Origin of the sequence: Nostoc flagelliforme FACHB-838 (genome assembly GCF_014698065.1) — a bacterium.
Taxonomy (GTDB): domain Bacteria; phylum Cyanobacteriota; class Cyanobacteriia; order Cyanobacteriales; family Nostocaceae; genus Nostoc; species Nostoc flagelliforme_B.
Genome location: NZ_JACJSI010000019.1, coordinates 77,820 through 100,195, shown reverse-complemented (window position 1 = coordinate 100,195; position 22,376 = coordinate 77,820). Strand labels below are relative to the sequence as shown.

Sequence of the window (22,376 nt, the reverse complement as noted above, 5' to 3'; positions counted from 1 at the left end):
TTGTAAATTCTCTTTCTGTAATTTACTTAAGTATCCTTTGGCTGGCATAGCAGTAAGTCCACGAGTTTATTTAATTTACATTTTATGCAAATTAGATGTGGAACAGCTTATTTCCGTCCCAGAAGTTTATCTCCTTGAGAGAGAAACCGGCATTAATGCCTTTGCTGCCGGATTTACGCCCAATGATGCTGTAATTGGAGTTACCCGTGGAACATTGCAACACCTGAACAGAGATGAACTACAAGGAGTCATCGGCCACGAATTCAGTCATATTCTCAATGGAGATATGCGGCTGAATCTACGTTTGGTGGGACTACTCCACGGCATTTTGTTCATTTACTTAACCGGGGAATTGCTCTGGCGGATTCGTGGTAGCTTCCGTTTAGGAAAGGAAGACAAGGGTTTACCTATTTGGGCTTTTGGTTTGGCACTGATGGCAATTGGCGGTATCGGATTACTTTGCGGACGCCTGATTAAAGCCGCCGTCTCTCGCCAACGGGAATTTCTCGCCGATGCTTCAGCTGTACAGTTCACTCGCAACCCCAACGGGCTTACCGGAGTCTTCCAAAAACTCCAACAGATGGATTCACGTTTGATTGCGCCGGGTGCAGAAGCCGCTAGCCACATGTTTTTTGGCAATGCTCTCAACCCCTCTTTCTGGGAAAATATGTTTTCTACCCACCCACCCTTAGCAGAACGTATCCGCCGTGTTGGAGGTTTAAACGTCAGCAATTTAGCAGCAATGCCATCTCGCAATCAAGTGCGTTCCCCCTCCCAAGAATTTCTAAGAATGAGCTTTGCTGGTGGTTCCAGCCCCACGCCAGAACAGGTTGTAAACCAGGTGGGAAGCGTCACGCCAGAGCATTTTGCCCATGCTGAAGCGCTGTTATCGCAATTACCAGAATCCCTGCGTTTGGGTGCGCGGGAGCAGGAAAGTGCAATGGCGATCGCTTTTGCGCTAACGTTAGATACAGAAAATCTCCAGATCCAAGAACGTCAAATTGCTTGGTTACGCGAGGTGCAGCCTGCTGATTTGGTAGACAAAACCCTGGAATTGAGCAGCGAAATTAGCCAGTTAGATCCCAAAATTCGCTTGCCACTTGTGGATTTAGCAGTACCCGTATTGCGTCAAAATTCTGCCAAGGAATGCCAAAGGCTGTGCAAATGCGTCCACGGTTTAGTTGTAGCTACCGGAAGTTTATCACTATGGCATTTTGTGTTGCAGTTAATACTGTGGCATCGCCTCCAACCTAGTATAAATCCCACCTCGGTTACAACGGTAGAATTCACCTCTATCGAAGAGATTTGGCCAGATAGTCTATTAGTACTGTCCGTCATTGCCCGCGTCGGACACTACCAACCAGATGCGTCCACCGAAGACATCGCCTATGCTTTTCGTTCTGGAGTTTTTCGACTTCCCAAAGCCGGAGAGCAAGAAAAACCAGACACGCCACTTACTTGTAATTTCACTGAGCTTAAGAAGAGTATTGATCGCCTCCGTCTTGCCAGTCCCAAACTCAAGCAGGCTATTGTTGATGCTTGCGCCCACACGGTACTATTAGATAACAAAGTTACTGCATCAGAAGCAGATTTACTCAGAGCGATCGCTATGACGCTAGACTGTCCCATTCCTCCATTTCTAAATTCTCAGTGTGGTGTTTCAAAACAGAAACAATCTTCTCCCAAGCGAAGTTAATTTAACGAGTGAGGCGCAATTATTTATAACTAAACAAATCAAGTCCGTTTTAGCGGACTTTTCCATTATTCTTCCTTATATTTACAAATGGCTGTTTGCCAGGACTATAATCCGTTGAATTTTTATTACATTTACAGGCAACAAATATTTTTTTAGAAAGGTATCATATTGTACAAAAAATATTTATACTGCCTAGAAGTATTAACTTGCTTAAAAAAGTTTAGACAAAATCCCAACATTTCAGAAATTTGATTGCTATATTAGATTAAATAACTATTCTGGCAAGGGTTGAAAAGTTGTGCGGAATGATTTACAGGGCTTGGAAATTAGTCATGATGAGCTGCAAAAGCTGACTAATTTGCCTGTCAATGAGGAACTTTTAATCATTACAAATCCTCTGAATAGATTAGCAAAAACATATATACAAAAACTTAAAAGCTCTGAAGGAGCAACTGTTGTATTTATGGGTTTATCTACATTTGTTTTTGTTTACATCTTCTTTGAGATAACTATTAAGTTTTTTATGACATGGATAACAATCCCATCTTGGATATTATTAATTTTATTAAGTCTTTGGGTTGGTGGACTTACGCAAACTATCTTATATTTTATTTGGAAAAGTAGAAGTAAACTTGTCAAAAAAAATATGACAAAATCTCTGCAAATTTTGTTAAATGAGGTAAATAGATATAATACTGTTATTAAAGTAATAAATATTAATGATCAAATAGAAGAAGCTGGTAATCCAGAAGTAGTTATAAAGAAAAGAGAGGGTGTTATCAAAGCCCTGAAACTTACCAAATCTGATTTAGTTCGCGCTTTAAAAACAGAAAGGATTTTGAGGGAAAATAAGAACTTTATTCTTAGTAATACAGAATTATTTGTCAATAATTTAGCAACTTTAACAGCCATGCAAGTAAATGAACAGGCTACTGAGCATGGAAGGTTACTCAATGAAGCATTACAAATTGCATTAGACGTACAACACGAAATGAAAAAATTGCAGACTCAGCGTTAAGATAGTTCGTAATTCGTAATTCGTAATTTGTAATTAAGTTTTGTAATGTAAATTTAGAAAGCACTCCTGAATTTACTCAGCACTCAGTAAGAGTTGGGGAAGGCGTAAATGCTCCTGATAAATGCATAGGCGGTTCTGGGTGGATTGGTTTCTAGCCTACTCGTTAGATATTAATGGCTTTTTCCATAATCTTTCCCACGGTTGCAATCCCCGGTCTAACATAAAGAATATTCGTAAAGCGATCGCTTATCCACATGGACTGGAAAGAAATTAGAGGGAACTGGGTAATCATTCCCCGAAATCCCATAGGTATCGTTCATTTTTTAGGAGGTGCATTTGTCGCCACTGCACCGCACATTACCTATCGCTGGTTACTTGAACAACTGGCAAGTAAAGGTTATGTTGTAATTGCTACGCCTTTTGTCAATACACTGGATCATACTGCGATCGCAAAATCTGTGCTGTTAAACTTTGACCGCACCCTCGAACGCCTACATGACTCTGGAGCATTACGCAAGCTTTACTTCCCCATCTACGGCATTGGTCACAGTATGGGCTGTAAACTTCACTTGTTGATTGGTAGCCTATTTGAAGTAGAACGCGCAGGTAATATTCTAATATCCTTTAACAACTATGCCGCTAAAGAAGCTATCCCTTTAGTAGAGCAGTTCAATTCTACTTTTGCCATCGAGTTTACTCCCTCACCGTTGGAAACTAACAAGCTTGTCCAAGAGCGTTACAATATCCGGCGCAATTTATTAATAAAATTCAGTAATGACACCATAGATCAATCGGCAGCTTTAACCAAAATCTTACAGGAACGTTTTGATGAGATGGTGACAACACAAACATTACCAGGAACTCATACAACACCTTTAGGTCAAGATATTAAATGGCAAACTGGAACATCTTTCACTCCCTTTGACGCTTTAGGGCAATGGTTCAAACAAGAAGCATACCGCGACTTGAATCAGCTAAAAAGCAATATCCTCTTGTGGCTAAATCCTCTGGCAGCACCATAATGTTTTATGACTATCAAACAGTTGTAAATTCGATAGGTAAATAGAAATGAGTTATAGCGCTTTTTAGTTGAGTCTAATAGACACCTAACGTCCAACCCCTTCCCGACAAAGGAAGGGGAGTAAGATTCCAAGCCTCTCTTCTAAAAGAAGAAAGGTTTGGAAAGAGGTTAAATTCTATTGCATACAAACAATAAGTGCTAAGTAGGTAGGCGAAAAAAGTTATAACTATGCCATTGCGAACGGAGCGAAGTAATCGCAAAGGTTTTGAGCGTTTTAGATTTGGTTACATAGTTAAGTTTATTTGTGCTTATCTACTTATAGTAGCATCCCTATATTGATACTACTAACTAATTAGCCCATATCTTATTTTTATTTTGTATTTTGACAGCAAATTATTAATGAGTCTTTGCAAAAACGTCCTATGTTTCAAATACTAATAATTGATGACGACTATTCAATAAAAATACTCCTCAAGAGGATGTTAGAAAAACAGGGTTATGAGGTAGTTACTGCCAGTAGCGGGGAGGAAGGAATAGAAAAAGCACTGGCTTACCATCCAGCACTAATTATTTGTGATTGGATCATGCCTGGTTTAACTGGCTTGGAAGTTTGCCACCGTATTAAGACAGATCCCCAATTTTTTACTACATTCTTTATTTTATTAACATCCTTAGATTCCGTTGCCGATTGCGTCAAAGGTCTAGATGCTGGTGCTGATGACTTTATTTCCAAACCTATTGAACACAATGAATTACAAGCACGGGTAAGAGCAGGATTACGTTTGCATCAGTTGAGTAGAGATTTGCAGGCTCAAAAGTTGCTTTTAGAAGCAGAAATGTCAGAAGCAGCAGAATATGTGCGATCGCTACTGCCTGTTTCTATGACTGAACCCTTCAATATAAATTTTCGATTTATTCCCTCACGACAACTCGGTGGTGACTGTTTCGATTATTATTGGCTCGATGATGATTATCTGGCAATTTACTTACTCGATACTGCCGGGCATGGACTCAAAGCAACCCTTCCCTCTGTTTCGGTGCTAAATTTGCTGCGTTCTCGTGCGCTAAAAAGTCTGAATTACTATCAACCTAGTGAAGTATTGAAGGCTTTGAATGATACCTTTCAAATGAATTATCAAAATGACAAATACTTTACAATTTGGTACGGAGTTTACAACCGAATTAACCGCCAGCTAATTTATGCCAGCGCCGGCCATCCACCAGCAGTTTTAATAACTGGCATATCTCCAAGGAAGTCTAAAGTTAAACTCTTAAAAACCCCCGGCATGCCAGTTGGGATGTTTACAGAGGCAAAATATGTTGATGAATTTTGCGATATTGAAAAATTCAGTACCCTTTATATTTTTAGTGATGGCGCTTATGAAATCACTAAATCAGATGGCACGCTTTGGAGTTTGGATGCTTTTATTCAGCTACTAGTTAGCTTACAAAATCCGCTTGATTGCCAACTGGATCATGTACTGAGTTATTTAATTGCCCTGAACTCCAAAGATGCTTTTGATGATGATTTATCTATTTTGCAAATGAAGTTTGATTAATTACGTTTTGGAGACTAAAACTTGATTAAATGCATCTTGACTGGGGAATATTTCAAATACTTTATCCATATTAGTCAATTCAAATAATATCCTGACCTGCTCATTAATTGAGCAGAGAACAAGCTTAGTGTCCGCAGCCCTCAAGGTTTTGAAAGCTAACACCAAAGCTCCCAAACCGGAACTATCCATAAAGGTTACATCTTTAAAATCAACTAACACAATTTTCGCACCATTTTCTAAAATATCAGTGATCTTTTGTCGAAAATCTTGTGAAGTTGTGGCATTTAAATTACCACTTAGCTTAATAACTTTTACTTGTTCTCTCATAATTATGTCACGCTGGTTTCTGTAAATGAGGCTCTGATTTCGCCATTATAGAACATTTAAAAATGCTTGTAAAATAAAATCTCTGATTAAATATTGAGTAATTATTGATAATTAAGATGATTATAAAGATGAATTATCAATATTTTAATCTGATTTTATAAAGTTAAAACCCCTTAACTTCATAAGTATTGTTTTACTATAAAGAACAAACCAGTTCAAGAGAAACAAGGTAAATCTCATTAATTAAACATATACTCTTATACAAGCTAAAGTTAGTGTTTTTCAGATTATTTACCAAATATTTTTGCCAAATTAAGATTCTCCAATAAATCTGATCGTGGTAGCCGTCATTAAACCATACAAAATTCCGAGGATCTCAGTGATGCCTAGGTTGGGCTACGCCTACGCGCAGCTAAACCGAGTATAGTAGGGGCGTTCCTCTGCCTCATTACTGAGTACTAAGTGGGTATAAATTGATTTTATATTTTAGCGGCAGGTCTGCATCACCCAGCAAATTTTCCCAATATCCAGCCCCCAATTCAGCACTACAAGCAAAAATACTATGAAAATTACTCAGCTATCAGGATTTAAGATCAAAATAATTATTTAGATATAATCATTTCTTAACTACTGAGTATTTATGATAGTAACTAGGAGCTACGTTTATTTATGTCCAATTACTTACATTATTGAAATAATTTACCTCTGAACTACCCCTCTAGAGCCAAAGATTTCGCTTTCAACAGCCCGAAGAAAGGCTGAACCTACACCAACGCTCTAAGAGAATTTCTCAGAAGCGATCTCGCCTCTGTCATTTTAGTATTCTCAACATCTGTCATTTCTCAGCAAACAACACAAAAAGTAAAGAGTTATGAATTTGTAACTCCTAATTCTCTCAAACAGGACTCACTTTAGCTCTGTAAAGCAGCTTCTCACCTTGAAAGTAGCCAATGTAGCGTACCTTAACTGTTTCTCCAGGTTGTGCTGCTCCCTCTATCAATTGGTGCAGTTGGGGATCATAAGGTAATTCTGCTCCCACGGGTGCGATCGCTTCCACTCCCCACGCCTGCAAAAGCTTTTCTAGGGGTTTCTGCACCAACGGTACTATTTTGACTGCTGCTAGCTGGGGATTCTCTTGCGCTTTCTGTGCTGCTGTTGGCCATTGCAATAATAAAGACTCCAGCAGTTGCAAACTCGACTGCTGGAGTTCTTGTAGTAATATCTCTCGCTGCTGTTCTAATTGAAGTTGCGAGCGATCGTACTCTTTTCTTAAATCTATAATTTCTTGTAACAGTTCCTGGGTAGGCGCTGTTTTCTCTTGAAACAACTCTACGCTTGAAAAAGTTGTGATTAATTCACTCAATGGCATCTGTAGCACTGGCGACAGCTTGAGCAGCACATCTACGCGCATCTGCTCTAGCTTTCCTTGGCGTAACCGCAAAAGTTGACGCTCTGAGACACCAGCCGCGCGACTCAGCGCTTTAAAACTAGAAATACCTACTTGTTGCATTAAGTTTTGCAACTTTTGGGTGAAATCAATATTGGGCATGGGACTTGGGGCATTGGGCATTGGGAATTAGGCATTGGCGATTAAGTTTTTTCTCTGTTCCCTATTCCCTATGCCCTATTCCCTATTCTTTATTCTTCCAGTAAACTTCTCAACATCCAAGCTGTCTTTTCGTGTACTTGCATCCGTTGAGTTAATAAATCGGCGGTAGGTTCGTCGTTAACTTCCTCTAGCAGAGGGAAAATAGATCGTGCAGTTCTGACTACAGCTTCTTGTCCTTCCACTAGCAAGCCGATCATCTCTACAGCTTTAGGAACTCCGGGAGTTTCTGGAATCGAACTTAGTTTGGCATATTCGCTGTAGGTTCCTGGTGCAGGATAACCAAGCGCTCTAATTCTCTCGGCTATTAAATCAACTGCTAAGGCTAACTCTGTATACTGGGTTTCAAACATCAGATGTAACGTTTGGAACATCGGCCCGGTAACATTCCAATGGAAGTTATGAGTTTTCAGATACAGTGTATAAGTGTCAGCCAACAGGTGAGATAAACCATCGGCAATTTTAGCCCTACTCGCGTCGTCAATGCCGATATTTAAATTTTTGACTGTTACTTTCGATGACATAATTTTCTCCTAATTAGGTTATATGTAATTGGGGATTGGGCATTGGCAAGAAAATCAAGTCCCCACTTCCCAGTCCTCAGCCTCTATTCCCATTCTCTATGCCAAGTGCATCTTTAAAACGCTGCGGGGTGCTTTACGGACTCTGGCTAAAACGGTTTCTTTGCCTAAACGCTGGCAAGCTTCATACCGATGGCAACCAGAAAAGCCATAATATTGTCCATCTACTTCTAGGACATCAATAGGTTCTTGTTGCCCAATTTCCGCAATCGATTCCATTAAAGCTTGCACTTTATTTGGATCGTTTACACGGGGCAATGGCCGTTTTATCTGATTTAATGGAATTTCTTGGACTCTAACCATAAAGAGTTTATCCAACTAGTTCTGTTTCGTACCTCTAAACAAATCATAGTCATTATGACTTCGTTTTGCAAGTAATATTTGGGGCAAAATTGGTAATGGTATCATTGGAGCACTCATGCGACAAAAAAACCGCGCTATAAAGCAGTTGGAAAATCAGCTCCAACGATGCATTAAGGGGCAGAAGACGCTCTCTACGTTCGCGGAGCGTGTCGTAGACAGACGCTGCGCGAACGATTATTCGCTATCGCTTCACTATCAGGTAGCCATGAAATTTTCTTTTTGGCGTTTTTCCCACACTGTGCTGACAACATTTTGTCTATTGGGACTGACTGCTGCATCAGGGCCCGAGAGCAATATCCAGGATATCGAACTGAAAATTGGGATTGTGCAGCGATTTGGCGCCGAGGCCGCAGCCAAGCTGCAACTGGAACCTCTAAAGGGCGATCGCTTAAGGTTAAAATTTCAAGCAGGTAACAAGCAGCAAATCCTGTTTACCAAGAACCCTGTAAAGCTGGAAACAGTCATGCAAGCTTTACCTCAGTCAGCAGTTGAAGAAGTGGTAGTTTTGGGCACATACCGCACTTTTGAAACTGCGGAAGACAGTGCTAATAAATGGCGTTCTCAGGGAATGGAAGTGGAAATAGCCCAGCCAGAACGCTGGCAGGTTTGGGCAAAACGAGATGTTTACAGCACTCCTTTACTGCGACGCTTATTATTACAGAACATCCAAGCTTCTATCAAAGAAAAGGTATATATTGATACTAAAATTTTAAAACAAGTACCGCGAGTTAGTTGGGTGGTGGATGGTAATCGCTATAGCCCAAATGATTTGGAAATTAGCACGGATAAAAATTTGATTCGGGTGAATAAAAGCGACAAACCAGATAATGCTCGTCTTTATGCGGGTCGATTGAATTTGCAGCCAAATGCTTATGGTACATACACTCTAGTTAACCAAGTACCCTTAGAAACTTATTTGCGTGGCGTTGTGCCTTATGAAATCGGCACGGATGCACCAAAAGCGGCGCTAGAAGCCCAGGCGATTCTTGCCCGGACTTATGCTTTAAGAAATTTACGTAGGTTTGCCGCCGATAACTATCAGTTATGTGCTGATACTCATTGCCAAGTCTATTATGGGCTGAAGGGAGCATCTGCCAAAACAGACCAAGCGATCGCCTCAACCAGAGGTAAAGTAGTAACTTATAAAAATGAACTGGTAGACGCTCTATATTCTTCTACCACTGGTGGCGTTACTGCCTCCTTTAGTGATGTCTGGAATGGCAGCGATCGTCCCTATCTGCGCCCTGTACTGGATGCTGCAACTAATTTTTGGGACTTGTCTAAGCAGAATTTAGCAGAGGAAAAGAACTTCCAAAAATTTATTAATACGAAACAAGGATTTAATGAAAGCAAGTGGGATATGTTTCGTTGGCATAAGGAAACCCCTTTAAAGGATATTATCAAAGACTTGCAGAAATTTTTGCAGGTGAAAAACAGTCCCCATGCCAAATTTAAGACAATTCAAGCTATGGCAGTAGTAAAGCGAAGCCAGAGTGGACGCATCCTTGAACTAGCAGTTAAAACTGATCTCAGCACCTTTATTCTGCACAAAGACGAAGTTCGCAGTGCTTTTGCAGCTCCCACAAGTACGCTTTTTTACATAGAACCTTTGAACAAAGGTGAACCGGATCTCTGGGGATACGCTTTTATTGGTGGTGGATTAGGACATGGAGTCGGCTTGAGTCAAACTGGCGCTCAAAATTTAGCTAAATTAGGTTGGTCAAGTCCCAAAATTCTCCAATTTTACTATCCTGGTACTCAGATTCAAATTCTTACTAAAGAGATTAAACTTTAAGCTAATTGGAAACTCCATACTTAAAGCAAGTCTGTCCTAGGAGCGCAAAGCCTTGCGCCCCTACCAGGTGGTCTATTTACCTGAAAATTGCTATAAAAAATTAAGCAGGAACACAATATCTACTGTGTTCCTGCTCTACACAAAATTAAGCTTTTTGTCAAAGTCTCTTTTAGAGGCACACAGGACACTAAAAGGGTATTGACCCTAGATGCCCTGCTTGTATTTTGTCAACATCAGTAACTCTTGCAAGAGGTTTATGGTTGAGTCGCTTAACTTTTAGTAAAGGTCTTCTTCTTTGTGAGTTTCGATTGTTACATCAGAGGTTGGGTAAGCAACACAAGTCAGTACATATCCCTTTTCTATTTGTTCATCATCTAAGAATGACTGATCGCCCTGATCGACAGTACCCTTGACAATTTTACCTGCACAGGTCGAGCAAGCACCAGCGCGGCAAGAGTAGGGCAGGTCAATACCAGCTTCTTCGGCAGCGTCTAGAATATAGGTATCATCATCAACGTCAAGTGTTGTGTTAAGTCCTTCGGCCTCGTTGAGTAGTGTCACTTTATAACTTGGCATTGAGTAATCCTCTCTTTTGCAAACGGCAGTATTAAGTTATCTTAAGGCAAAGGTAACGGCTGTTCTCTGGGATTAGCCGCTGGTTTAAATTTGCTTCAATTCTGATACTACGAGAAAAATTAAACGATGCAACTGGAAATTGAACCCGATTAGTAATGAAATTTAGTTGCTTAATCCCGATAAGTTTTCTTTATATTATTTCCTACCCTTTTGGGGTTGCAATTAGAAAAAATTATATTTAATTTAAAAAAACATGAGTGAAATTAATGTTACTTGGATTTTGTAGAACTTACGCAGAAGAGATCCCCCAACTCCTTTAAAAAGCAGGACTATTTCATTTCCTATAAGGCGCTGATTTGCAAGGGTTATTTAGTACGCAAAAAATCAGGTGATTAAAAAATTTGATTAGAAAATTATTACGGCGATCGCGCACTCCTACTCTTGAAGCAAGCTGTGGCGATCGCACTTAAATTTTCTGGTTGAAGGAAGCGGTAATTTTTCTCTTTCCAAAATTTTTTGCTCATAATCTTGACAAAGGTTTTATTTTATAAGGTTAGAAGCCCAGCTTTAAAAAAGAGGGCTTTTTTTTGAAGTTTGCCATTTTGAGCATACGTACTTCTGCCTACCTTCAAATGAAGTCTTGTTCGTCCTTGAGGAGGTAAGACGAATGTTGTAGAGTCTAGACTGGTGAATCCTATGAAGAGAGAATCTCACCATTAGAAGCGTGAGAAGATCAAAAATAGAACCAGTGAGGATCATGTATAATTTAGGAGCAGCTTTGGAAAAAGCAAGAGTGCGTGTAGGTTTGGTAGGTACTGGGTATGCGGCAAAATTTCGGGTTGAGGCATTGCTCCGTGATGAGCAATCGCGATCGCATTTAGTTGCAGTTGTTGGTCATAGCCCAGAAAAAACCGAATCCTTTGCCAAAGAGTATCAGATTGAAGTGTTGAGTTCTTGGCAACAGTTAGTAGAGCGTGAAGATATCGACCTAGTGGTGATATGTACTATTAATCGAGATCATGGTGCGATCGCTCGTGCAGCACTTACCAACGGCAAACATGTGATTGTAGAGTATCCTCTTTCGTTGGATGTAATCGAAGCAGAAGAACTGATTGCCTTAGCTAAAGCCCAACAAAAACTCCTGCACGTCGAACACCTGGAACTTTTGGGTGGTTTGCATCAAGCCTTGAAGAAAAACTTAGCCAAAATTGGTGAGGTGTTTTATGTTCGCTACAGCACCATCAATCCCCAGAATCCTGCACCCCGCAAATGGACTTATAACCACGAGTTGTTCGGTTTTCCCTTAATGGGGGCGCTGTCTCGCCTACATCGTCTCACCGATTTATTTGGTAAAGTATTTACAGTTAACTGTCACCAGCGATATTGGGAAATAGAACCGGAATATTACCAAACCTGTTTCTGCACTAGTGAGCTGTCATTTGACAGTGGACTTTTAGCCCAAGTAGTCTATGGCAAAGGCGAAAGTATTTGGCGATCAGAACGCAAGTTTGAAGTTCACGGTGAAAAAGGTGGTTTAATTTTTGATGGCGACACAGGAACTTTTATCCAGCCAGGGGAAACAACATCTATAGAGGTTGGCCCTCGTCGAGGTTTGTTCGCCAAAGACACAAGTATGGTGTTAGATCATCTTTTTGATGGTACTCCTTTGTATGTTACCCCAGAGGAGAGCTTGTATACCCTAAAGGTTGCTGATGCTGCACAAAGAGCTGCACAAACAGGGTTAACTATGTTTATGAAAGATATCTAGATAAAAGTTAATGAAAACTGAACTAATTGTTATTTTATCGCAACGAGAATTAGACAAAATGCGTCAAGCTGGGCGTTTAGCAGCTAAACTTCTCCAACATTTGGAACCGTTTGTGAAGCCAGGGGTGAGTACTCTTGAACTAAATGATGAAGCCGAACGTTGGACGCAAGCTCATGGAGCAAAAAGCGCACCTCTTGGCTATAAAGGTTATCCTAAATCGATTTGCACCAGTGTAAATGAGGTAATCTGTCATGGCATTCCCAACGCTAAACAAATCCTCAAGGATGGTGACATCATTAATATTGATGTAACGCCGATTGTTGAGGGTTATCATGGCGACACATCCAAAACATTCTTTGTCGGTACTCCTTCCCCAAAAACGAGGAAACTGGTAGAGGTGACAGAGGAGTGTTTGCGCCTGGGTATTGCTGAAGTTAAACCTGGGGCACGCATTGGCGACATTGGTGCAGCCATTCAAGAGTATGCTGAAGGACAAGGCTTTTCTGTGGTGCGAGATTTCGTGGGACATGGCATCAGTAACATTTTCCATACTGCACCGGATGTTCCCCACTATGGCACACGCGGTAAGGGCAAGCGCCTCAGACCAGGGATGGTTTTTACTATTGAGCCAATGATTAACGAAGGCACTTACGAAGTTGAGGTTCTGGGCGATAAGTGGACTGCGGTAACGCGCGATCGCAAGCTTTCTGCTCAATGTGAGCATACTTTAGCTGTAACTGAAGATGGTGTTGAAATTCTCACCCTCCCTGAAGGCGAGAATTACTGTGCATAAAAAGATACTAATCATTTTCAGCTAAAAAAATATCTTATCCCTGCGGTACGCTCCGCAAACGTAGGGGCGCAAATCCTTGCGCCCCTACAAATATAGAAATAATTTGGGATAATTTATTTTTTGCAAGTCCCTTACTTCTACAAATCTACTTTTTATCCTCAAACAGCAAAATTACTGCGACGGTAGTTTTGGGTGTGTAGTCGAATACTTTGCTACAATGCCAGAAATCTCAGGGTTGTAAAGCCTCAGATAATTCCAGTAGTTGCCAAATACTTGCCGCACATAATTTTTGGTTTCATCAAAAGGAATTTGTTCAACAAACTCATCTGGATCTTTTGTAGTGAGAGTTTGTAGCCATTTAGAGACATTGCCTGGGCCAGCATTGTAACTAGCGATCGCCAGCAAGGAGTTATTGTTATATTGCTCATGGGTATGATCCAAATACCATGTACCCAGCATGATATTCTCATTGGGGTTTTCTAGGTTTATTGTTTTGCTATCCACTTTGATTTGTGGGGCGATCCATTTAGCTGTACTCGGCAAAACCTGCATTAAGCCAGTAGCATCAGCGACGGATTTGATTTTTGGTTCAAACCGTGACTCTTGTCGCATCAAAGCAGTGACTAGCAAGGGATTGAGTTGACGCTCGGTAGACCACTTTTGAATTTCCCGGAAATAGGGAAATGGATAACGGGCTTGCCAGTAGGTGATTTGTTTGCTTAGAGCCTCATATTGGGCAAGTTCAGCTGGTGTTTCCCGGTCTTCCAATTTAGAAATTTTGTCAATTCCTATGAGATTTTCTCCCCTTGCCAAGTGCATCAACCCTTCAGTAAATTGCTCTGCTACCGTTGGCTGAAGTTTGTTCTGAAATTCTGTTTGCCATTGTAACCAAGCATCGCGGTCTTGACCCAGCAGATACAGTTCTTTGAAAGTTTCAGAACCAGCAGGAGGTACTGGACGCTGGGGTGTGATTATTTCCGGGTTCATGACGCGCACATTATCGAAGTTGCCCACATTCAGCCCCAACATTGTCGCGGCTCGCCATGCATAGTAAGAGTAAGGAAACTGAGTAATCACATACTCATAAGCAGTTTGAGATTCCTGTTGTTTCCCTAGTGAAGCTGCCCATTTTCCTACCCAAAAGCCTGCTCTCGGAGCCAAAATATGATTTGGGTTATTGGTGACAATTGGTTCTGCCCATTGCCAAGCACCGACGTAATCTTTGGCTTTGGCTTTATCTTGGGCGATTTTCCAGCGATACTCTGCGGCTTCATCAGAATTGCCGTATTTGGCTATGAGTAATTGCCACGCCGCGCTAGCTAAATTTTGATCCTTGAGAGTTTGGAGAGTTTTGGCTTTTTGTGCCAGTGCAGTACTAGCTTGTTTTGGAAATTTACTAATTACCTGCTCAAGATAGGGTAAGCCGTCTTTAGCTGTTTTTGCAGTTTCTGCTAACCGCAGTAGTGCAGTCCCAGTTTCTTCAGTATTTGGAAACTGCTGCACTAGTTGTTTATAGGTAGCGATCGCTTTTTCTCTATCTTTGCCTCCTACCTGTAATCCCCGTGCAGTACGGTAGAGGTTGCGCGACGTTTTGGGTGCTTTGGCATAAGCATTTGCCGCTTTGAGAAATTGACTATTTTCCCAATAGCTTGTACCAATCAGTTCCCAGTCTTCGGGTGTCAGGGTAGGCTGTTTTACTAGCTGATCCAAAACGCCCACTATACCTGGTTGATCGTAGGCATATTTAGCCAGTATCAACTGTAATTGTGGCTGATTGGGATTTTCTTGTAAGCGTTTGCGAATAATTTCCCAAGTCAGAGGATTGGCAGGAAATTGAGCGATCGCTATTTCTTGTTGCTTCGGTTGAGCAATCAGATATAGCGCTTTTACCGTAGCCGCTTCTTTGGGATACAGCTTCACCACGCTTTGCCTGAGATCCGAGGCTTTGCCGTCCTCACCCAGCATACCCTCTGCCTGGGCTTGTTTGAGCAAAATGTAGGGTGCGAGGACGGGATAGTCTTTCTCTAGTCCTTGGAGTAAAGCTAGGGCTTTTTGCGCTTGGGTTCTTTCAATATAATCACTCGCCAAAAGATAACGAGCGCGATTTCGGTCTGGCGATCGCGATTGCCCTGCGATCGCTGCTAGTTTTGCCGCCCGTTCTGGCAACGATTGCGAGATCAGGGGAAAGACGGCTGATTGGGCAATGCTACCCTGTGATGTTTGCTCTGCTTGATTCTGACTCAGTTTGAGCCATTTTCCCAGAGACTTGCCGATCTCAGGTGCTGATACCATTGCCCCAGCTAGAAAGGCAAACAGTGCCGCACCCGCCATTATCGAAATTTGCTTTTTCTGTAGTTTCTTCAGCATGAATACTCGCTGAAAAGTTCCGGTGAATTTCTTGAAACTTTAACACTCCTAACCATCAGTGTTACCAATTTTTTATTTTAGATTTTTAATTTTATGTAGAAAAATACTAATTTTCAATCCTACAGTTGGCAGTATTGAGTTCGTAGCACACATTAAATACTATTACATCTATCTTAGGTAGATTATAAATGCAATTAGTTGCCACACTGTGGTAGAAAAGTAGTGCCCAAGATTAGAGATAATATTTATATCATCAGTAATTCTCAAAAGCCATGACTCAAGCAATACCCAAGCTAGTAACCTTTGAGGAATTTGTCGATTGGCTACCCGAAAACTCAGGGGTGCGCTACGAACTACATAACGGAGACATTGTTGAGATGGCGCAACCAGTGGGGGAACATGAAGAAGTTAAAGGTTTTTTAGCAAGAAAAGTAACAGTTGAGTTTGACCGATTAGACCTCTCGTACTTCATGTCCAACCAAGTTATAGTTAGACCTCCTGAAAAAGATTCTGGTTACATTCCAGATGTGTTGGTGCTAAATCGTACATATCTAGAAAACGAAAAATTATGGAAAAAACAATCTATCGTTAGTTTAGGTGCATCAATACCTTTGGCAATTGAGGTTGTATCAACCAACTGGCGAGACGATTACTATTTAAAATATGCTGATTACGAAGAAATGGGTATCCCGGAATACTGGATTGTCGATTATGCTGCCTTGGGTGGACGTAATTTTATCGGTAATCCCAAAGAACCGACAATCTCTGTGTGTAACTTAGTTGATGGCGAATATCAGATAAGTAAGTTTCGATATAGCGATGCCATTATTTCCCAAACTTTCCCCGAATTAAATCTTACCCCAAACCAGATTTTTCAAGCTGGTATGATTTAGCGTTTTAATTCGTAATTCCCTCATGCGGATAGATATCTAGTTAATTCCCCCCATTTCTGGAGGGAATGTTTTGTAATTAAACTAACTAGATACTGAATTAGCCGCTTCCGAAGGCTTCTCGGCTGCCGGAAAACCACCCATGCGAATCTCAGAAGTAAACGAAGTGATACTAAATCCACCAAAACTCTTGAGGACATTTACCCGCATTCGCAAATTTGGGCTAGCAAACCACAGGCGCTCTTCTGACCAGATGGTTTCATCCTCTATAGTTAAGATCAAAGCACCATCACTGTCAAATTTATAGCGTCCGGCAACTGGAGTTTTCTTGGCATCAACTATTTCTCGCAGTAATTTTCCTTGGGCCGGATTATCCGCATCAGGTACCGAAACTAACATAGTTGAACCACTGTGTTTTGCTTGATCCTTGTCCATTGTGCCGTTCCAGCTAATTTTAGTAGCACAGGAAGCAGAACTAGGATTAATATTGTAATTTTGACACAGCTTGCTCACTTCTGGATGATCTACTGCCAGCGTCTCAATGATGATGTCTGACTTGCTATTTTCCGATTGATTAAAAGCCAAATGTTGACTAGTTCGATGAGAAAACCATTTACCGGCACTTAACTGAAAAAACTCTTCAATATTCATGAATGAAATTACCCTGCATCAAAATGCTAAGATTCTCACTTAATTATTTATTAAAAGGTAGCAGGAGGTTTTTATATTAAGCTTGATTGTCTATTTCTTCAAGCTTCTTGAGGCCAATCCTAGCTGCCTCAGCAACGTTGAAATGATTGTCTTTTTCCAAGTATTTTAAAGCTGAAACGCTTTTGGGAGTGGGAAGATTCCCTAAAGCTTCTGCCAAACGCTGCCTTACTAACCAATCATCTGATTGGGCGAAGCGGAGGATTTTATCTACAGACTCAATGTCTTTAATTTCTCCCAGTGCAGAGATTGCAGCTTGTTGCAATACTACTTCTTTGCTATCCAATGCCTGAAGAAGAATTTGACGGGCACGGGGGTCTTTAATATTACCAAGAGATACTGCTGCACTAAAGCGTACTAGCCAATCAGTATCTTCATAAAATGCCCGCGATAGTACCTCAAAGGCTCTGGCATCACCTAAATATCCTAATGCACCGGCGGCATCAGCCCTAATACCATAATCTGGGTCATTTTCGAGAATTCTGACCAAAATCGAATAACATTCTGCTGTCGGCTTGATTCCGAGGGCAAATATTGCCATTGATCGCAGTTGCAAAGATTCGTCGTCTAGTACCTTTTTAATCAAAGGGACTGCATCCTCAGGGGAAACATTACGCAGATTAGCAAGGGCTACCATGCGATCGCGCAAATTCGGACTTTCTAACTGAGTCGAAATTTCTTCTAAGCTTAGAGCTGCCATTTAGTTCAAAGCGTTTTCTTTACTTATCTTAATTTACCTGATCCGTTCATCAGGGTGGCACCATAGTGATGTAGGAGTTTGGCGACTTGACAAAATATCTTGATTATGATTAAAAATAAACAAATTTTACTTTATGTTTAATTGTGTATTGAATTTAGCATTTAGATTTAATGGCTAAGTAAAAAAGTATAAATCAATACTTAAGCAATAAAGAAGGGTGTGACTGTTAAGTACAGTGTCAAAACCTTAGGAGAATCAGAATGGCTTAAACTGCCCCAGAGAAAACTTAATCCGCTAAGCTAATTGTGGCTGCGATCGCAATAAAGTATTGCTAAATAATTGTAATAATATTTAACATAGTCTAGGTTGTGTAATTTAGATTAACTATTGCAGAGAAGTTCTCTGAGAGTTAGTAAAATGACAAATACGAGGACGCAACTATTTTATGGATTAGTTACCCTAGAACTGTAGACTATGTTTTCAGTCCTGAGTTACTTCTGTATTTTGCCTCCGAGGCATACCAAATTTAGACACACCAAATCCTTCATTAAGAGCTCCCACAAATCATAATGCCTGTGATTGAGAAGAAAAGAACTCGCGATCTGCCCCAAATTAACGAACGAATTCGCTTCCCGAAAATTCGGGTAATTGATACTGATGGTGCCCAACTGGGAATTATGCTCCCACAGGAAGCACTACAACTAGCAGAAGAGAAAGAGTTAGATTTGGTGCTAATAAGTGACAAAGCTGACCCGCCAGTTTGTCGGATTATGGACTACGGGAAATATAAGTTTGAGCAGGAGAAAAAGGCGCGGGAAGCCCGGAAAAAACAACACACAGCTGATGTCAAAGAAGTTAAGATGCGCTACAAAATAGAAGAACACGACTACAACGTGCGTGTCAAGCAAGCAGAGCGCTTTTTAAAAGATGGTGATAAAGTCAAAGCGACTGTGATGTTCCGGGGTCGAGAAATTCAGCACAGCGACCTAGCAGAAGATTTGCTCAAGCGAATGGCAACGGATTTGGAGCCTTATGGTGAGCTTCAACAAGCGCCTAAAAAAGAAGGGCGAAACATGATGATGCTCATCTCCCCCAAAAAATAATCCTCTAATTGTTTAATAGACCAAGTTTGAAAATCCCCTGACTAAAAGTCAGGGGATTTTTTGATGTTTCGATATGCGCCCAAGGCTCTGAGGTTATTTAAATTTATCTAAAATCGATAATCCTGAAGGCTAAGTGGGAAACATAATACTCAGTTGCTCAGGATTTTTGCTATTTCGAGGAGATTAAGGGGACAAGTAGGACAAGGAAGTATTTTCTTCCCCTGCTTCCCCTGCTTCCCCTGCTCCCCCTGCTTCCCCCTGCCCCGCTCCCATTACGCGGTGATACTACCAGAAAATAAAACTGCATGGAACTGAAAAATTACTGGTTGGCTGCAAATAAAGTTGCTTTACCACGACTATTACAGTGGGTGAATCTCCGACCAGAGGAGAGCGAACGAACTCAGATAATGTTTATTTTTTACACAACTGTATCTGTAGGATTGCGGTGGGCAGAGGACAGTACGGTGGCGCTGTTTTTGGATGAATATGGAACTAATCTGCTGCCGTGGATGTATATTGGCAGTGCTGTTATGAGTGCCGGGCTGGTGTTTTTATACTCCTGGCTGCAAAAGATTTTTCCCTTACGGCGGGTGATTGTGGCGATCGCACCTTGTATGTTGATGCCATTAGTCTTATTAGTTGCATTACGTTGGGGATCTCATTTTTCCTATCTGGCAGTTATTTCGGTATTTCTGCTCCGGCTGTGGGTAGATGCGCTTTATGTGGTCAATGACCTTAATATCTCCATTGTCGCTAACCAACTATTTAACATTCGGGAGATTAAACGCACTTACCCACTAGTGAGTAGTGGTCTTTTGGTTGCAGATGTAATCAGTGGCTTTAGTTTGCCTTGGCTAGTGCAATACATGACACTGAACAAGATCATCCTCATCGCTTGTGTGGTGATTTTACTAGGATCGGGGATTTTATTTTATTTGACGCATCATTATCGAGCAGCTTTTCCTGAAACCCCACAAAAACTAATTCCTGAAGAACAAGCTTCACGACAGCGTTTTATTAAAAGTCCGCTGAAACGGTATGTCTGGCAGTTGTTTGCCTTTGTCGGTCTGTTGCAAGTCATTGGGTTATTAATAGATTTTCAGTATCTGCGCGAACTCCAATCCAATTTGGGCGAACGAGAACTCGCCAGCTTCTTGGGTCTATTTGGTGGGATGTTAGGACTGTGCGAGTTATTGTTGCAGTGGTTTATTTCCAGCCGACTTATCGAACGAATGGGGGTATTTTTCACTGCCACGCTTTTACCAATCACCGTAGGCTTTTCACTACCAGGTGTGCTGATATTTCTGCATTTAATTCCAGCCATCCAATCGCAAAGCTTTTTCTGGGGTTTGATAATTGTCAAATTCTGCGATGAACTTCTGCGCTACACCTTTGTCATGAGTAGTGGCCCCATCCTGTACCAACCGATTCCAGAGGCAATTCGCAGCCGGATGCAGACTTTATCTGGTGGAACTGCTGAAGCGATCGCTACAGGTTTGACAGGAGCGCTCATTTTTGCAACTCTATTATTTTGTGGGCGGTTTATACCTGTACCATTGCAAAAGTGGGTGTTAGTAGCAGAAACAATGCTGATAGCTGGCACTTGTTTAACAGTAGTTTGGGAATTGCGATCGCGTTATGTTGAACTGTTAGTCTTGAGTGTGGCACGAGGTCAATTAAGTGCAGCCAACATGGGCTTACGATTCTTCAAACAGGGAGTAGTCAAAGCTTTGGCAGAAAAAGGCAGTGAGGCTGATAAACGCTCTTGCATTGAACTTTTAGCCCAAATGGATTCCCTTGGAGCCGCCGAAGTTTTAGCACCTCTACTAGTCAAGTTAACCCCAGATTTGCAGCGCCAAAGTTTGGAAGTAATGCTGATGGGAGGTGCAAATCCTGCTTATCTATCTGCCATCCGTCCTTTATTAGAAGAATCTCAAGAAACTAGCCCCGAAGTTTTTGCCTTAGCGCTGCGCTACGTTTGGCTGGCGGAACCAAATCCCAATTTAAGCCTCCTAGAAGAATACTTGAACCCCCGGCAAAACTCACTCATCCGCGCCACCGCCGCCGCTTTAGTCTTACGCCAGGGAACACCCATGCAAAAGGTCGCAGCGACCCAAACCATGCGCCGGATGCTGACTCATAAGCAAGAACGGGAACGGGTAAATGGAGTTAGAGCGCTTAGAGAAGCAGTTTATTTGCAGGCGTTGCGGATTCACATCCCAAATTTATTACAAGATGAGTCATTACGGGTGCGATGTGCCGTTTTGGAAATGATTGCAGCCACCCATTTAGAAGAGTACTATTCGGCACTGATTGCAGCACTTTATTACAAATCAACTCGCAGTACAGCCATGTCAGCTCTAATGCGACTGGAAAATGAAGCTTTAGAAATGCTGCTACAGTTGGCTACCAATATTTACAAACCAGAAGTAGTGCGGATGTACGCTTGGCGTACCATTGCTCAAGTCGGCACCCAGGAAGCATTGGAGACTTTATGGGAAAACTTGGAGACATCCTGGGGTACTAACAGAGATCATATTCTCCGCAGCTTACTAAAAATCCACAAAAAACCAGGAATTACAGGTTTAGTAGATCGGTTTTATGAAAATCGGGTAGAAAATTTAATCAAACAAGAATTAAAGTTTTTAGGTGAGATTTACGCTGCATACATAGACTTTAAAACATTAGACCTAAAAGAAAATCATCAATCAAACCAGAGGGTTGGGGTTGTGTCTGAGTTAATGCAACGCGCCCTTTTAGAATTGGAATTGGATGTCAAAGAGCGGCTGTTACTATTACTGAGACTGCTTTACTCACCAGAAAAGATGCAGGCAGCATCCTTCAATCTGCGATCGCTCTCAGTGGTAAACTTAGCGCGGGGGTTAGAAATTTTAGAGCATACTATAACTCTCTCTTCAAAGTCTATATTGCTGAATATTTTAGATAACCGACCGCAGTCAGAAAAACTGCAACATCTCGTAGAAGCCAAGATCGTAGAATATGAGAATATGTTAGTTAGCGATCGCCTGCACAAATTGCTGATGTTAGGTAACTTCCTTTCTGACTGGTGCCTAGCGTGCTGTTTTCATTATGCGGAAGTTACGCGTATCCGACTAACCAGTTCGGAGATTTTAGTGAGTTTGCGTCATCCAACAGGCTTTGTTAGAGAAGCTGCGATCGCATACTTGAATATGGTTTCACATCGCGTTCTCTTACAAATTTTACCCCAGTTGCAAAAAGATCCACATCCTTTGGTAGCTGCTCAAGTTAAAGAGTTACTCAAAAAATACCAAGTTACTTGCATCAGATAACTACACATATAGTCTATATCCCCATAGGAATAAAACAGCGATATTTCAAATACCAAATTCAGCAATATAGCACCATAATTTGGGTTCCAGATGCTTCATGCAGAATTGGTATAACTTAATTGAAAAAGCACTGGCAAAATTAAAACTTCATCTGATATCATGTTCGGCAAATCACTTATAATATGTCATTGCGA

19 protein-coding genes are annotated in these 22,376 nt (G+C 41.3%); 11 read left to right on the top strand and 8 right to left on the bottom strand.

The features are described 5' to 3' along the window. The 5 genes from H6G97_RS12595 to H6G97_RS12580 all read left to right on the top strand — a co-directional run. On the top strand, positions 1-1,696 hold a 1,696-nt coding region (locus H6G97_RS12595; protein ID WP_242054909.1), incomplete at its 5' end, for a M48 family metallopeptidase. 298 nt (positions 1,697-1,994) lie between these two features. After that, the gene (locus tag H6G97_RS12590; protein ID WP_190940938.1) at positions 1,995-2,714 is read left to right on the top strand and encodes a hypothetical protein; all 720 of its coding nucleotides are present in this window, start codon (positions 1,995-1,997) and stop codon (positions 2,712-2,714) included. A gap of 139 nt (positions 2,715-2,853) precedes the next feature. Continuing rightward, positions 2,854-2,988 carry a hypothetical protein gene (locus H6G97_RS54740; RefSeq protein ID WP_277883292.1) on the top strand — a complete coding sequence of 45 codons (135 nt, stop codon included), beginning with the start codon at positions 2,854-2,856 and terminating at the stop codon, positions 2,986-2,988. Continuing rightward, on the top strand, positions 2,969-3,736 hold the full coding sequence (locus H6G97_RS12585) for a DUF1350 family protein (protein WP_190940937.1): 768 nt from the start codon (positions 2,969-2,971) through the stop codon (positions 3,734-3,736). The genes H6G97_RS54740 and H6G97_RS12585 overlap by 20 nt, the downstream gene beginning before the upstream one ends. Positions 3,737-4,157: 421 nt before the next feature. Continuing rightward, complete coding sequence (locus tag H6G97_RS12580) at positions 4,158-5,294, top strand: PP2C family protein-serine/threonine phosphatase (protein WP_190940936.1); 1,137 nt, start codon at positions 4,158-4,160, stop codon at positions 5,292-5,294. Here H6G97_RS12580 and H6G97_RS12575 read toward each other — a convergent pair whose 3' ends face one another. The 4 genes from H6G97_RS12575 to H6G97_RS12560 form a co-directional block, all read right to left on the bottom strand. Next, positions 5,295-5,621 carry an STAS domain-containing protein gene (locus H6G97_RS12575; protein ID WP_190940935.1) on the bottom strand — a complete coding sequence of 109 codons (327 nt, stop codon included), beginning with the start codon at positions 5,619-5,621 and terminating at the stop codon, positions 5,295-5,297. Positions 5,622-6,516: 895 nt separating this feature from the next. Next, the gene (gene grpE, locus H6G97_RS12570; RefSeq protein WP_190940942.1) at positions 6,517-7,170 is read right to left on the bottom strand and encodes a nucleotide exchange factor GrpE; all 654 of its coding nucleotides are present in this window, start codon (positions 7,168-7,170) and stop codon (positions 6,517-6,519) included. A gap of 89 nt (positions 7,171-7,259) precedes the next feature. After that, positions 7,260-7,751: a Dps family protein gene (locus H6G97_RS12565; RefSeq protein ID WP_190940934.1), complete on the bottom strand. Its 492-nt coding sequence runs from the start codon at positions 7,749-7,751 to the stop codon at positions 7,260-7,262. A 96-nt stretch (positions 7,752-7,847) separates the two neighbouring features. Then, positions 7,848-8,111, bottom strand: a complete 264-nt coding sequence (locus H6G97_RS12560; protein ID WP_094329374.1) for a ParB N-terminal domain-containing protein — start codon at positions 8,109-8,111, stop codon at positions 7,848-7,850. Between the two features lie 265 nt (positions 8,112-8,376). Between H6G97_RS12560 and H6G97_RS12555 the strand changes: the two genes are divergently transcribed. Beyond that, a complete protein-coding gene (locus H6G97_RS12555) occupies positions 8,377-9,966 on the top strand; it encodes a SpoIID/LytB domain-containing protein (RefSeq protein WP_242054908.1) in 1,590 nt (529 codons plus the stop codon). A 276-nt stretch (positions 9,967-10,242) separates the two neighbouring features. Here the strand turns inward: H6G97_RS12555 and H6G97_RS12550 are convergent, their stop codons facing one another. Further along, the gene (locus H6G97_RS12550) at positions 10,243-10,542 is read right to left on the bottom strand and encodes a ferredoxin (protein WP_190940932.1); all 300 of its coding nucleotides are present in this window, start codon (positions 10,540-10,542) and stop codon (positions 10,243-10,245) included. A gap of 757 nt (positions 10,543-11,299) precedes the next feature. On the opposite strand from H6G97_RS12550, the gene H6G97_RS12545 reads away from it, so the two are divergent. Both H6G97_RS12545 and map read left to right on the top strand, forming a co-directional pair. Further along, the gene (locus H6G97_RS12545) at positions 11,300-12,310 is read left to right on the top strand and encodes a Gfo/Idh/MocA family protein (RefSeq protein WP_190940931.1); all 1,011 of its coding nucleotides are present in this window, start codon (positions 11,300-11,302) and stop codon (positions 12,308-12,310) included. A 10-nt stretch (positions 12,311-12,320) separates the two neighbouring features. Then, positions 12,321-13,103 (top strand): type I methionyl aminopeptidase, encoded by a 783-nt coding sequence (gene map, locus H6G97_RS12540; protein ID WP_190940930.1) that lies wholly within the window; start codon positions 12,321-12,323, stop codon positions 13,101-13,103. A gap of 171 nt (positions 13,104-13,274) precedes the next feature. Here map and H6G97_RS12535 read toward each other — a convergent pair whose 3' ends face one another. After that, positions 13,275-15,470, bottom strand: coding sequence for a lytic transglycosylase domain-containing protein (locus H6G97_RS12535; protein ID WP_190940929.1), 2,196 nt, complete (start codon positions 15,468-15,470; stop codon positions 13,275-13,277). Positions 15,471-15,742: 272 nt separating this feature from the next. Between H6G97_RS12535 and H6G97_RS12530 the strand changes: the two genes are divergently transcribed. Further along, on the top strand, positions 15,743-16,363 hold the full coding sequence (locus H6G97_RS12530) for a Uma2 family endonuclease (RefSeq protein WP_190940928.1): 621 nt from the start codon (positions 15,743-15,745) through the stop codon (positions 16,361-16,363). 81 nt (positions 16,364-16,444) lie between these two features. On the opposite strand, the gene H6G97_RS12525 is transcribed toward H6G97_RS12530, so the two are convergent. Continuing rightward, positions 16,445-17,011 (bottom strand): phycobiliprotein lyase, encoded by a 567-nt coding sequence (locus tag H6G97_RS12525; protein WP_190940927.1) that lies wholly within the window; start codon positions 17,009-17,011, stop codon positions 16,445-16,447. A 76-nt stretch (positions 17,012-17,087) separates the two neighbouring features. After that, positions 17,088-17,768 carry a HEAT repeat domain-containing protein gene (locus H6G97_RS12520; RefSeq protein ID WP_190940926.1) on the bottom strand — a complete coding sequence of 227 codons (681 nt, stop codon included), beginning with the start codon at positions 17,766-17,768 and terminating at the stop codon, positions 17,088-17,090. 569 nt (positions 17,769-18,337) lie between these two features. On the opposite strand from H6G97_RS12520, the gene infC reads away from it, so the two are divergent. After that, positions 18,338-18,871 (top strand): translation initiation factor IF-3, encoded by a 534-nt coding sequence (gene infC, locus H6G97_RS12515; RefSeq protein WP_190940925.1) that lies wholly within the window; start codon positions 18,338-18,340, stop codon positions 18,869-18,871. 305 nt (positions 18,872-19,176) lie between these two features. After that, positions 19,177-22,182 (top strand): MFS transporter, encoded by a 3,006-nt coding sequence (locus tag H6G97_RS12510; protein WP_190940924.1) that lies wholly within the window; start codon positions 19,177-19,179, stop codon positions 22,180-22,182. Positions 22,183-22,376 lie beyond the last annotated feature (194 nt).